A 12,006-nucleotide genomic window follows, 5' to 3' on the forward strand; every position below is an offset into this window, starting at 1 on the left:
GGCTTTCTGAAAAGGCGCGGAAATCTGCGCAACTTCACTCGCAATTCGGGTGTGCGCGGCTGGCATGGTCGTCGAAGAGATCATCGCGCGACGCTATCGCGGCGCGACATTGTAGGACAGCGAAAACTTCGGATCGACGACGCCTAGAGACGATCCATGCGCAGCCAGCGGGCATCGCCAAGCCACGCCTTCGACAAGGCCCTGTCGGCGGCGGCCGCTTCGAGCTTGTGCCCCTGTGCGGCTTCGCTGCGCTTCAGCCCGTAAAGCGCCCAGCCATTGTTCGGCGCCTGCGCCAGCGCACCGCGGAAGGCTTCGCTCGCTTCGCCATATCGCTTCTTCTGGAACAACGCGGCGCCGAGCGACTGTTTGACCGGATAATACCAATAGGTCGGCTCCTGATAAGGAAGCCTGCCTTCGATCTCGATCGCCTTGCGATAGAAGGCGATCGCCTCGTCATAACGGCGGCCCGCAAAGGCAAGGCGGCCGCGTGCGACCTGTTCGGCCAGTGTCACCAGGTCCGCCGCCGGAACCCCCTGATCGATCATCGCCTTCATCGCGTCGGAACCGCGAATTTTATCCATCGCCGCCAATTCGCGGTCGAAACCGGCGCGGTTCCGCTGCTGCGCATAGGCGATGGCGCGGGCATAGTGGCGCATCGCCGTCGGATAGGCGAGCCGCGCATCGGGTGCCGGCATCGCGAGGATGGCCTTTGGCTCGGCGAATTGCGCCATCGCCAGATAGGGCGCGGCGTCGATCGCCTGGATCCAGGCAAACCGTTCCGAGGTTGCCGGATCGAGTACGGTGCCGAGGCGCTGCGCCTCACGGACGGCGGTCGGCATATCGCCCGCCATCTGCGCCGAGGTGACGATGAAGTGGATATTGTGCGGATAATAGCCGTAGCGCACGAGGCCGTGGTCGCCGGCGTCACGGATGAAGGCTTCGTCGGCGCGCGCCGCCGCGATGTTCACGCGGATCGAGTCGGCGTGGCGCCCGCGCAGTTGATAGATATGCCCCGGCATATGGACGAGATGTGCCGCACTCGGCGCACGGGGGCTGGCGAGCCGGTCCGCCGCCGCTTCGGCACGCTGCGGATCGACCGATTCCATCAGGTGGATGTAGAGATGGTTCGCCTGCACATGGTCGGGATTTCGGCGCAGCACCGCCTCGACAAGGCGCACCGCCTCACCGCTGCGACCGACCGGCGTCCGCTTGTCGGTTTCCCAATAATTCCACGGGCTCGTGTCCATCGCCGCTTCGGCCGCGAGGATCGCGACATCGTCGTCATCGGGAAAGCGGCGTGCGACGTCGAGCATCGCGTCGGCATAGGCGGCATCCAGCGCGGCGCGATCGGCCGACGGGTCGCGTGAATAGCGAAGCGCAACGGCCTCGATCAGCGCCCGCTCCATCGGCGTCGCGCCCGCGCGCAAGGCCATGGCGCGGTCCATCGCGTCGAGCGCTGCGGCATGGTCGCGATCGTCCATCGGCGCATTGATATTCGGGCCGAGCGCGACCGCCTCACCCCACCAGCACGCCGCGCAGCCGGGATCGCGGCGCTGCGCCTCGCGGAACGAGCGAACCGCCCCGGCATGGTTGAAGCCATAGGTCAGCAGCAAGCCCTGGCTGAAATATTGCTTCGCCTGCGTATCGCGCGTCGAAACGGGGAATGTTGATGACGCCAGATCGGCGAAGAGCGGGATCGTCTTTCCCTCGCTCGCCGGCGCAGCGTAGGCGGTCGCGATCAACAGATTTTGCGCGAGACTGGAACCCGCGCGGCGCGCACCGCAATAGAGCGACGCCAGCCGGCTGGGATCGAGCGCCTCAAGCGCGGCGGCCGAAAAGCCCGACGGCTGGGCAAAGCTGGAAAGCGAAAATCCGGCCACGACGAGCGCGGCGACCTTGAACGGCTGGCGCATCACAATTCCCCTCTTCCCCGAAGGCGAACTCGAAATAGCGGTGCACGCGTACCACGAAAGTAGGAGCGTCAGAAATCAAATGTGGCGGCAATTTTCAGATCATATTGAGTAAAATGCCGAAAAGCCTATCAATGCATATGCTTAAGCTTGTCCGGGTTTCGCATCACATAGATGCCGGTGACCTTGCCATCCTCGATTTCGAGCGCGGTGGTCTGAAACTCTCCGTCGGCCTCGCGCGTGACGAAGCCCGGCAGGCCGTTGATCATCCCGGCGCGGACGAGCGTCGAGCCATATTTGCCGTACATTACCGCAAAGCTGCGATGCAGCTTGAGCACGATATCATAGCCGAGTGCCGGTTCGACCACCGCAGGACGCTTGCCCCCGCCATCGGCCCACATGCCGACGTCGGCAGCGAGCAGCGAACCGAGCGCGCCCATGTCGCCGCTGCGCGATGCCGCAAAAAAGGCATTGGCGATCTCGAGCCCCTGCTCCTTTTCGAGCTTGTAGCGCGGGCGCGCGTCGCGGACGTGCGTGCGAGCGCGCGCGGCGAGCTGACGCGTTGCGGCGGGATCGCGGTCGATCGTCTTCGCAACCTCGTCGAACTCGACGCCGAAGACATCGTGGAGCAGGAAAGCGGCGCGTTCGAGCGGCGACAGGCGCTCGAGCGCGAGCATTAGCGGCAGCGTGACATCATCCTCTTCCTCCTCCTCGACCAGCGGGTCGGGGAGCCACTGGCCGACATAGGTCTCGCGCTGGTGTCGCGCCGACTTGATCTGGTCGAGGCAGAGCCGCGTCACCGCGCGGCGAAGAAAGGCCGCCGGCTCGCGCACCGCGCTGCGGTCGGTGCCGAGCCAGCGGATATAGGCATCCTGTACCACATCCTCGGCATCGGCGACCGAACCGAGCATGCGGTAAGCGACGCGGGTGAGAAGCGGACGCAGCGGGTCGAAACTCGCCGCTGCGTCCGCCGCCGCATCCATTTCGCCGCGGATGCCCTCGGGGGTCATCAGGCGGCCTTCAGCGCGCCGTTTTCGTACCAGAGGTCGAAACCGACCGCGATACGGTTCCAGCCATTGATGACGTTGATCATCACGGTCAGGTTCACCTGTTCCTCCGGCGTGAAATGCGCTTCGAGCGCGTCCTTGGCTGCCTTCTGTGTGTGCCCTTCGGACAGCTTGGTCAAGGCGTCGGTCCACGCGAGCGCGGCGCGTTCGCGGTCTGTATAGACCGGGGCTTCGTGCCACGCCGAGAGCAGATACATGCGCTGTTCGGTCTCGCCCTTCGCGCGGGCTTCGACGGTGTGCATATTGATGCAGTTGGCGCAGCCGTTGAGGATCGACGAGCGAATCTTCACCAGTTCGATCAGGCTTGCCTCGAGGCTCTTTTCGGCTGCGAGGCTGACGGCCATCCACTGCTTCATGAGCTGCGGGGCGGCGGCGTAGGGGTCGGTTACCTTGGTCATGTCATATCTCCTTCATGGGGGTTGTGCAGACTTGACGAGCGGGCCGCGGCGGATGTGACATGCCGGCCAAATATTTTTCGTCGGCATGCATTTTTCCGTGGCGACGGGGGCGAAAGGCAATGCCACTTTGGGATAGGGCGAGGTCGGCCGGGATATAGGTTGATGTGTCGCGGCGAGGCGCTAGCATCCCATCATCTTTGTTGGAGGGGGCAGTTATGAAGTTTCTCGATGGTTTCGGTGAACAGGCCTATGCCTTGCTGCGCATCGTCGCGGGCCTGTTGTTCCTTGCGCATGGCGTGCAGAAGTTCTTCGCATTCCCGGCCGCCTTTCCTTATCCGCTCACGCCGATGCTCTATGGCGCGGGCACGATCGAACTGGTCGCGGGCGCGCTGATCATCATCGGCTTGTTCACCCGCCCCGCAGCGTTCATCGCGAGCGGGATGTCGGCGGTCGGTTACTGGACCGCGCACGCCACGCAGGGACTGTATCCGATCGCCAACGGCGGCGAGACGATCATCCTCTATTGCTTCATCTTCCTGTTCATCGCGACGCGTGGTGCGGGCATCTGGAGCGTCGAGGGCGCAACGAAGAAATAAGGCGTTGCGCTATTATCTCGACGCCGAGTTCAACGGGTTCGGAGGGGCGCTGATTTCGATCGCGCTCGTTCCCGAAAGCGAGGGCTCGGCGCCCTTTTACGGCGCCATCGAATGCCGCGATCCGACACCATGGGTCGCGGCGCATGTCCTGCCCGCGCTCGACGTCCAGCCGATATCCTATGACGAACTACAATGGGCCTTTGCCGATTATCTATCGGCGGATCCGGAACCCGTGCTCGTCGCCGACTGGCCGGAGGATATCGTTCACGCCGCGCGTCTGCTCGTCACCGACGACGGGCGGCGGCTGATCATATCGGCAGTGCGTTTCGAACTCGCCGAGGTGGTCAATTTCTCGACCGCCGAACTCAGCCATGTCCCGCACAACGCCTATCATGACGCGGTCGCGCTCCGCACTTTCTGCATGGCGCGCCGCCACATCGCCACAAAATAGGGGGCGGCCTTTGCGGGCCACCCCCAGTTCGGGCTTCACATGGTGAAGGTCGTCAAAGCTTGCGCGTGTTCGTCTCGATCAGCTTCTTCGCCTCGCTGATGGCTTTCGCGGTGGTCAGCTTCTTTTCCTGAATATCGTCGGCCATTTCGAGCAGGCGGCCGCTGATCACGGTGCCTGTCTGCGCTTCCTCGTTGATCGCGATGCCGCCCTTGGTCGCGGCGACGCGGTCCCATTCCGCGCGCACCGCCGCCCAATAATCCTTGGTCGCTGCCCAATAATCGTCGGCGGCTTTCACGTCATATTGGTCATATTTGATATAGGTGTTGAGCACATATTCTTGGACGATCGGCACCAGCTTGCCGTCCTTCGTCCCCATCTTGGTATTGTCCTGCCAGTGGACCCAGCCGTCGGGCGAAGGCTGGTGGCGGTTGATCGACAAATAGCGGTCGTAGACCGGGTTGCGCACGGCGTCGCGGCGCGCGAGCGGGCGCCACGTCCAGTTCGAGCGCCAACGGCGGACGCCGCCCTGCGTTTCGAACTGGCCCCAGCCACCATAACGCGGGCTGTCGTCGACCTGATAGACCGTCTGCGACCAGCGGCCGGTGCGCATCTTTTCGGGCACGTCTTCCCACGTCCACGCGTTGCGGTCCGAATAGACCAGCACCTTCGCGGGCTCATATTCCCAGTCCTGCCGCCAATGCTTGATAATCATGCTCTTGTCGTCGTCGCCGGTGATGACGAGCATGTGCTGGAGGCTGATCTTGCGGCCCGTGTCCTCGATCACGCGCACAACCTCGTTGCCGCCCGAACGCTTGGGTTCGAGCACTTCGTAATTCGGATCCCAGCGCGTCGATTCCTGCATATTAAAGCTGACGCGGTAATTGCCCGCCATCGCGAGGATGTCGGCGCGGTCCTGTTCGAAATTGGCGGCAGCGGCCTCGGCGGCGATCGGCGGGTGAGCCGAGGCGGCGACGGGCAGCGCGGCGGTGAGCAGCAACAGCCCGGCGGCAAGCGTGCGATAGGTTTTCATCGGTGCAGTCCTTCTGTTTTGTTTAGAAGCGGAAGCTCAGCGACACGCTCGCGTTGCGGCCGGGCTGGGTATAGGCGTCGGTGACGGCCGAGGTCGAAGCGAGGCCGCGAACGTCGCTCCACCAGGCGTATTTCTTGTCGAGGATGTTGAAGACGCCCGCGCGCAGCGTCAGCGCGTCCATCACCCGCACGAAGGCCGTCGCGTCGAGGATCGTGAAGCTGTCGGGGCGGTAGCAGACCGAACCGCCGCAAACGGTCGTCGGGTCGCCATCGACGTCGACGCCCACGGTGCGCGATTCCTCCTTGCGGCCGCTATGCGTCATGATGATCTGGCCGCCGAAGCGCCCGTCGGGCGCACGGTAGCCGACCCCGGCAACAAGCTTGAGCGGGTCGATCGACTGGAGCGGCACACGCTCGAGCCCGAGCCCGGTCTGCGTCCCGGTGGCATAGGATAGGGCGAGCGTCGTATACAGGCCGGACGACGCTCGCCCCTCGAACCGTGCCTCGGCGCCTTTTACGCGGACACGGTCGAGATTCACGAATTGGAAGATGGCCGGATCGTTCGGCAGGAAATTGCCGCTGACCTGTTCCTGGCTGATGAAATCCTTGTAGCGCGCAGTAAAGCCCGTGACGTCGAGGCTGATCGCGTCGCTGGAAAAGCGGATGCCGCCCTCGAAGCTTTCGCTGCGCTCGGGGCCGAGGTCGGGGTTCGGGATCGAGGTGTAACCCGATGCAATGTTCGAGAAGAACTGGTTCACCTGCCCCGGTTCGGGCGCCTTGAAGCCGGTCGCATAGTTGGCGAACAGGCGTACGTCGTCGGTGACCTTCCACACCGCGCCGAATTTCGGCGAGACGCGCGATCCGTCCTGCTTGGCGCCGGCAAAGGTCGGGAGCAGCGGATCATTGTCGGGCGACAGGTCGTACCAGTCGAAACGCAGCGCCGGATAGAGGAGCAAGCGCCCCTCGGCGACCGAGATTTCGTCACCGACGAACAGCCCGGCGCGGGTAAAGTCGGTGCTCGGGAAGGCGCGCGTCGGATAGACCTCACCGAACGGAGGCACGGTCCCGTCGCGCAGGCCGCGCTGGCGCGTCTTGCTGATGTCGCCGCCGAAGACGAGACGGTGGGTGATCGCGCCGGTCGCAAAGTCGGCGCGAGCGTCGGCCGAGGCGCCGATCACGCGATTTTCGAAGGTGTTGAGGCGCGTGCGGTCGGCTGCGGGGGTGCGGTCTTCCTCGGTGTACTGATTATCCTCGCCGTCCTGCCAGTAGAGCGCGACGCGCGCGAAATCGATCGCCCCCTCGCCTTCCCAGCTCCAGTCGAGCGACACGCGCTTGCGCTCTCCGCTGTCGAAGCCCTCGAGACGGTCGACGCTGGCGGTGACGACGCCTTGCGGGTTGCGCGTCGCCGTCACACCGGTCAGGCCGTTGGTGTAGAGTTCGGTGTCGAGATATTCGCCGGTCAGGCGGAGCTTGTGGCCATTGCCGGGATCGTAAACGATCCGCGCCAGCGCGGCATTCGAATGACCGTCCTGCGGATTGGGCAGCGTGCGCAGCGGGCCGGTGTTCGCATCCTTGCCCGAGGTGCCGGTCGGGGTGACGCCGCCGGCGACATTGCCCTTGTTGTCGAGTTCCTTGTGATCGCGGCGCGTGTAGGCGGCCATGATCGACCAGTCGCCGCTGCGCCCCGCGAGGATCGCGGTCTCGCTGAACTCCTCGTCGGCGCTGCTGTAGGCGGCGCGGAGCAGGCCGCCGACATTCTTGCCGGGCTCGAGGAAGTCGGCGGGGTCCGAGGTGATGAAGCTGACCGCGCCTGCAAGGCCATCGCTGCCGTAGAGCGCCGACGACGGGCCGCGGAGGATTTCGACCGACTTGACGAGCCCGAGGTCGACATAGTCGCCCCGGCCCGCCGCCTGCGCGCCGAAGCTGAAGCCGTCGGGAACGCGGACGCCGTCGACCTGCACGAGCACGCGGTTGCCGCCGATGCCGCGGATATTGAAGCTGTCGTTGCCCGCGCGGCCCGTCGTACCGAGCGCGGCGCCGAAGCGAGCGGGCTGGCGCTGGACGCTGACGCCGGGTTCGAAGCGGACGAGGTCGCGGATGTCGGTAACGAGTTCGTCGGCGATCTGCTCGTCGGTCTTGACGGTGACGGTGAGCGGGGCATCCTCGGCCTTCACCGCGGTGCGCGTCGCCGTGACGACAATGCGGTTCTTGAGCGACACCCAATATTCGCCGTCATTGTCCTGCGCAAAGGCCGGCGAAGCGGTCGCGGCGAGCGCAAGGCCCAGCGCGCTGCCTGCGGCAAGGCGAGTGAAGGACGGCAAATGTCGGATGTTCAATTTTCTTCCCCTGATTGATTGCGACTGACTCGCAATAGCGGCGCTCTAGGCGTGCAAAATCAGTGGGTCAATATGCTATTGCGAATCGTTCTCGAAAAACAGCCGAGTACGGTCGCGCGCGAACACCCGGCCCGAGGCGTGGTGGATGCGGAAACAAGGTTGGAATTGGGAAAGGCAGATAGCGACCGGTTGCGGACATCCCCAATGTCGTCACCCCGGACTTGATCCGGGGTCCACGACGACGGCGCGGCTATGGATCCCGGATCAAGTCCGGGATGACGAGCGTCTGAAAACCGACCGGAAGCTGCTGATAGAGATGTGAACCCCGGCGAAAGCCGGGGCCCAGTGCGGCAAAGCGCGATGCTAGCGTTGAAATTCTGGGCCCCGGCTTTCGCCGGGGTTCACGAGGGGGCAGCTGCCAACCCCAAAACCGACGCTGTTTGCGTGCTAAGCCCCCGGGCCCTCATAGGCATCGACGATCCGCCCGACGATCGGGTGACGCACGACGTCGGCGCTGGTGAAGTAGCTGACGTTGATGCCCTCCAGCCCTTCGAGCCGGCCGACCGCGTCGGCGAGGCCCGAGGTTGCGGGGATCGGCAGGTCGACCTGTTTGGGGTCGCCGCAGATCACCATGCGGCTGTTCATGCCGAAGCGGGTGAGGAACATCTTCATCTGCGGGATCGTCGTGTTCTGCGCCTCGTCGAGGATGATAAAGGCATCGGCGAGCGTGCGGCCGCGCATGAAGGCGAGCGGTGCGATCTCGATCTCGCCCGACGCGATCCGGCGTTCCACCTGCTCGGCGGGCAGGCAGTCGTGGAGTGCATCGTAGAGCGGGCGGAGGTAGGGATCGACCTTTTCCTTCATATCGCCGGGAAGGAAGCCCAGTTTCTCACCCGCCTCGACCGCGGGGCGCGAGAGGATGAGGCGCTGGACGCTGCCGGTGATCAGCTGCGCCACCGCCTGCGCAACGGCGAGATAGGTCTTGCCGGTACCCGCCGGGCCGAGCGCGAAAATCACTTCGTCGCGGGCGAGCGCCTGCATATAGGGGACCTGCGACGGCGCGCGCGGGACGATCGTCTTCTTGCGCGTGCGGATCATGATCGGCGGCGCTTCATCCTTGTCGTGACGGATGATGCCCGCGAGCGTCGGCTGCGCCGACATCGCGATCACCCCGTCGACAAGGCCGGCGTCGACCTCCTGCCCCTGTTCGATGCGGTTATAGAGTTCGGTGAGCACGTCGCGCGCGCGCGCCGCGGCCTCGGCCTCGCCCTCGATCTGCACGCGGTTGCCGCGCGCCGAGATATAGACGCCCAAGCGGTTTTCGATCGCGACAAGGTTGCGGTCGAACTCGCCGAAGAGAATGCCCAAAAGCTGCGTTCGCTCGAATTCCGCGGTCAGTCGGACGCGGTCGCCGGGTTCGGCGGGGGTGGAGGCGGTCAGCGGGCGTTTGGACATATAAGCAAGGCTCCTTCGATCGACGACACGACTGTACTCCCGCCAGAACGGGAGTCCATGACTTGCAGGCTGCGAATGCGACGGAAGGAGGCGGAGTGTGTCTTCGGGGAGACAGCTTCCGCCTGCCGCACTAGGCGACTTCTTCGGTCAAAGCTTCGGCGCCGACGCTGTTCGCCCCGGCCGAGGTGATACGAACATCGATCATATCGCCGATCTTCAGCCCCGGCGCGATAACATGCACCGACTGGAGCCAGGGCGATTTGCCAATCAATTGCCCGTCGAGCTTGCCCTTGCGTTCGAGGAGCAGGCGCGTCGTGCGGCCGACGGTCGCTTCGTTGAACGCCTGCTGCTGTTGGTTGAGCAACGCCTGCAGCCGCTGGAGTCGATCGTTCATTACCGCCTCGTCGATCTGGTCACCCATCGTCGCGGCGGGGGTGCCGGGGCGGCGCGAATATTTGAAGCTGTATGCCATCGCATAGTTGGTGGCGCGGACGATATCGAGCGTCGCGAGGAAATCTTCCTCGGTTTCGCCGGGGAATCCGACGATGAAGTCGCCCGAGATCGCGATGTCGGGGCGCACGGCGCGCACGCGCTCGATGACCTTCAGATAGCTTTCGACCGAGTGGCTGCGGTTCATCGCGGCAAGGATGCGGTCGCTGCCCGCCTGCACCGGCAGGTGGAGGAAAGGCATCAGCTTGTCGACCTCGCCATGCGCGGCGATCAGACCCTCGGTCATGTCGTTCGGGTGACTGGTCGTGTAGCGGATCCGTTCGAGCCCGTCCTCGCGCGCGAGTTCGCGGATCAGCCCGTCGAGACCGATCGCCCTGCCCTTGTCATCCTCGCCGTCCCACGCGTTGACGTTCTGGCCGAGCAAGGTGATTTCGCGCACCCCGCCGGCAACGAGTGCGCGCGCCTCGGCGATGAGGTCGGCGTAAGGCCGGCTGATCTCGGCGCCGCGGGTGTAGGGCACGACGCAATAAGTGCAGAATTTGTCGCAGCCTTCCTGCACGGTCAGGAAGGCGGTCGGGCGCTGGCCGCCCGCGCGCTTCGGCAGCGCGCCGAACTTGCTTTCGAGCGGCATGTCGAGGTCGACGGCCTTCTCACCGCGTTCGACGCGCGCGATCAGGTCGGGCAGGCGGTGATAGGCCTGCGGCCCGACGACGACATCGACGCTCGGCGCGCGGCGCGCGATTTCGGCGCCTTCGGCCTGCGCTACGCAACCTGCCACGGCGATCGTCGGCGTGCTACCGTCGGCGCGCTTCAGCCGGCCGATGTCCGAATAGACTTTCTCGGCTGCTTTCTCACGGATGTGGCAGGTGTTGAGCACGACGAGGTCGGCGTCGGCGCCGTCGGCGGCCGCGACATAGCCTTCGGCGCCCAGCATCTCGGCCATGCGCTCGCCGTCATAGACGTTCATCTGGCAGCCGAAGGATTTGACGTGGAATGTCTTGGGAGAGTCGGATTTCATCGGCGCGCTATAGGCGATGCGGCGCGTTGGCGGAAGACCGCGAAATTTCGGCCGCAATCGTCGCGCGTGCCGCCTCGGCGAGCAGCTTGCGGTCGCCTTCGACAATGTCGGGAAGCGGATCGAGATAGTGGATCGTCAGATGGATCGGGCGCTTGCGCGCGAGCAGCCGCTTGAAATTGTCGAGCCCGGATTCGGGGTCGAGCCACGCGATATCGTTCGCCTCATGCCCGTAGTCGAGAAAGACCGGCTGAACGCGCAGGTTTGGCGGCGTCGGGATCACCGCCTGGAACAATGACGCCCGGAACGGCAGCAGCCCATCGCCCGGCCCCGTTGTTCCTTCGGGAAACAACGTCACCGGGCGACCGCGCGCGAGCGCGTTGCGCAGGTCGTTCGCCTGATTGTGGATCTCGCGCCGCGCCTCGCGCTGGACATAGACGGTGTGGTTCTGGTCGGCGAGCCAGCCAACGAGCGGGGTCGTGCCGACCTCGGCCTTCGACACAAAGGCCGAGCGCGCCGCGCCGCCGAGCGCGAGGATGTCGAGCCAGCTGACATGGTTCGACACGAACAGCACATTGCGCCGCAGACGCGTGCCCGTCGTGCGGATGCGGAGTCCCGCAATCCAGCCGACCGCGTTGAGGAACGCCATCAGCATCGGCGAAGGACGTCCGACGGCACGGTAGAGTAGATGCGGGACGATCAGGAAAAGGAGCGTCAGCACCATCAGGGCGAGACGGGCGACCGTCCGCCAGGTAATCGAGCTGCGATCAGTCGCGCTTGCGATCGATGGCGACACCATAAAGCTCCATGCGGTGGTCGACGAGGCGGAAGCCAAGCCGTTCGGCGATCACCTTCTGCAACGCTTCGAGTTCGGGATCGACGAATTCGATCACCTTGCCCGTTTCGACGTCGATCAGATGATCGTGATGCGCCTCGGGCGCGGCTTCGTAGCGTGAGCGACCGTCGCCGAAATCGTGGCGGTCGAGAATGCCCGCTTCTTCGAACAGGCGGACGGTGCGATAGACGGTGGCGATCGAGATGCCGCTGTCGAGCTTCGACGCGCGCTCATAGAGCGTCTCGACGTCGGGATGATCCTCCGAATCCGAAATGACGCGCGCGATAATGCGGCGCTGCTCGGTGATGCGCAGCCCCTTTTCGTGGCACAGGGCTTCAAGATCGATGTTACCGGACATGCGGGCCTTTCCTGCAAGATGCAGTCGGATTTCTGTTCTTCAAACTGTATAGGCACGCCCCGCGCATAGGACAAGGGCGGCACCCCTACGACGCCGCCCTTCCCTG

The 12,006-nt window shown here is 64.7% G+C and carries 11 protein-coding genes; 2 read left to right on the plus strand and 9 right to left on the minus strand.

Features of this window, described 5'->3' with window-relative positions; translation table 11 throughout:
• Positions 1–143: 143 nt before the first annotated feature.
• From GGC65_RS06365 to GGC65_RS06375, 3 genes are all read right to left on the minus strand, one after another.
• Positions 144–1,913, minus strand: a complete 1,770-nt coding sequence (locus tag GGC65_RS06365) for a hypothetical protein (RefSeq protein WP_192646386.1) — start codon at positions 1,911–1,913, stop codon at positions 144–146.
• A gap of 128 nt (positions 1,914–2,041) precedes the next feature.
• The gene (locus GGC65_RS06370) at positions 2,042–2,920 is read right to left on the minus strand and encodes a sigma-70 family RNA polymerase sigma factor (protein WP_225940701.1); all 879 of its coding nucleotides are present in this window, start codon (positions 2,918–2,920) and stop codon (positions 2,042–2,044) included.
• On the minus strand, positions 2,920–3,375 hold the full coding sequence (locus GGC65_RS06375; protein WP_192646387.1) for a carboxymuconolactone decarboxylase family protein: 456 nt from the start codon (positions 3,373–3,375) through the stop codon (positions 2,920–2,922). Before GGC65_RS06375 ends, GGC65_RS06370 begins: the two co-directional genes overlap by 1 nt.
• A gap of 215 nt (positions 3,376–3,590) precedes the next feature.
• On the opposite strand from GGC65_RS06375, the gene GGC65_RS06380 reads away from it, so the two are divergent.
• Both GGC65_RS06380 and GGC65_RS06385 read left to right on the plus strand, forming a co-directional pair.
• Positions 3,591–3,971 carry a DoxX family protein gene (locus GGC65_RS06380; protein WP_192646388.1) on the plus strand — a complete coding sequence of 127 codons (381 nt, stop codon included), beginning with the start codon at positions 3,591–3,593 and terminating at the stop codon, positions 3,969–3,971.
• 4 nt (positions 3,972–3,975) lie between these two features.
• A complete protein-coding gene (locus GGC65_RS06385; RefSeq protein WP_192646389.1) occupies positions 3,976–4,422 on the plus strand; it encodes a hypothetical protein in 447 nt (148 codons plus the stop codon).
• A gap of 52 nt (positions 4,423–4,474) precedes the next feature.
• On the opposite strand, the gene GGC65_RS06390 is transcribed toward GGC65_RS06385, so the two are convergent.
• From GGC65_RS06390 to GGC65_RS06415, 6 genes are all read right to left on the minus strand, one after another.
• The gene (locus GGC65_RS06390; RefSeq protein WP_192646390.1) at positions 4,475–5,452 is read right to left on the minus strand and encodes a DUF6607 family protein; all 978 of its coding nucleotides are present in this window, start codon (positions 5,450–5,452) and stop codon (positions 4,475–4,477) included.
• Between the two features lie 22 nt (positions 5,453–5,474).
• Complete coding sequence (locus tag GGC65_RS06395) at positions 5,475–7,787, minus strand: TonB-dependent hemoglobin/transferrin/lactoferrin family receptor (RefSeq protein ID WP_225940702.1); 2,313 nt, start codon at positions 7,785–7,787, stop codon at positions 5,475–5,477.
• A gap of 447 nt (positions 7,788–8,234) precedes the next feature.
• Positions 8,235–9,242, minus strand: coding sequence for a PhoH family protein (locus GGC65_RS06400; protein ID WP_192646391.1), 1,008 nt, complete (start codon positions 9,240–9,242; stop codon positions 8,235–8,237).
• A gap of 130 nt (positions 9,243–9,372) precedes the next feature.
• Positions 9,373–10,710, minus strand: a complete 1,338-nt coding sequence (miaB, locus tag GGC65_RS06405; RefSeq protein ID WP_192646392.1) for a tRNA (N6-isopentenyl adenosine(37)-C2)-methylthiotransferase MiaB — start codon at positions 10,708–10,710, stop codon at positions 9,373–9,375.
• 7 nt (positions 10,711–10,717) lie between these two features.
• Positions 10,718–11,503: a lysophospholipid acyltransferase family protein gene (locus tag GGC65_RS06410; RefSeq protein ID WP_192646393.1), complete on the minus strand. Its 786-nt coding sequence runs from the start codon at positions 11,501–11,503 to the stop codon at positions 10,718–10,720.
• Entirely contained in the window at positions 11,475–11,900 is a 426-nt protein-coding gene (locus tag GGC65_RS06415) for a Fur family transcriptional regulator (protein WP_039575806.1), read from the minus strand. The genes GGC65_RS06410 and GGC65_RS06415 overlap by 29 nt, the downstream gene beginning before the upstream one ends.
• Positions 11,901–12,006: the final 106 nt, after the last annotated feature.

It is taken from the genome of Sphingopyxis sp. OAS728 (genome assembly GCF_014873485.1).
Lineage (GTDB): Bacteria > Pseudomonadota > Alphaproteobacteria > Sphingomonadales > Sphingomonadaceae > Sphingopyxis.

Bases quoted from the DNA above. Each gene is read 5' to 3' on its own strand.
- GGC65_RS06365 (WP_192646386.1), bottom strand. From the start codon at position 1,913: ATGCGCCAGCCGTTCAAGGTCGCCGCGCTCGTCGTGGCCGGATTTTCG.
- GGC65_RS06370 (WP_225940701.1), bottom strand. From the start codon at position 2,920: ATGACCCCCGAGGGCATCCGCGGCGAAATGGATGCGGCGGCGGACGCA.
- GGC65_RS06375 (WP_192646387.1), bottom strand. From the start codon at position 3,375: ATGACCAAGGTAACCGACCCCTACGCCGCCGCCCCGCAGCTCATGAAG.
- GGC65_RS06380 (WP_192646388.1), top strand. From the start codon at position 3,591: ATGAAGTTTCTCGATGGTTTCGGTGAACAGGCCTATGCCTTGCTGCGC.
- GGC65_RS06390 (WP_192646390.1), bottom strand. From the start codon at position 5,452: ATGAAAACCTATCGCACGCTTGCCGCCGGGCTGTTGCTGCTCACCGCC.
- GGC65_RS06400 (WP_192646391.1), bottom strand. From the start codon at position 9,242: ATGTCCAAACGCCCGCTGACCGCCTCCACCCCCGCCGAACCCGGCGAC.
- miaB (WP_192646392.1), bottom strand. From the start codon at position 10,710: ATGAAATCCGACTCTCCCAAGACATTCCACGTCAAATCCTTCGGCTGC.
- GGC65_RS06415 (WP_039575806.1), bottom strand. From the start codon at position 11,900: ATGTCCGGTAACATCGATCTTGAAGCCCTGTGCCACGAAAAGGGGCTG.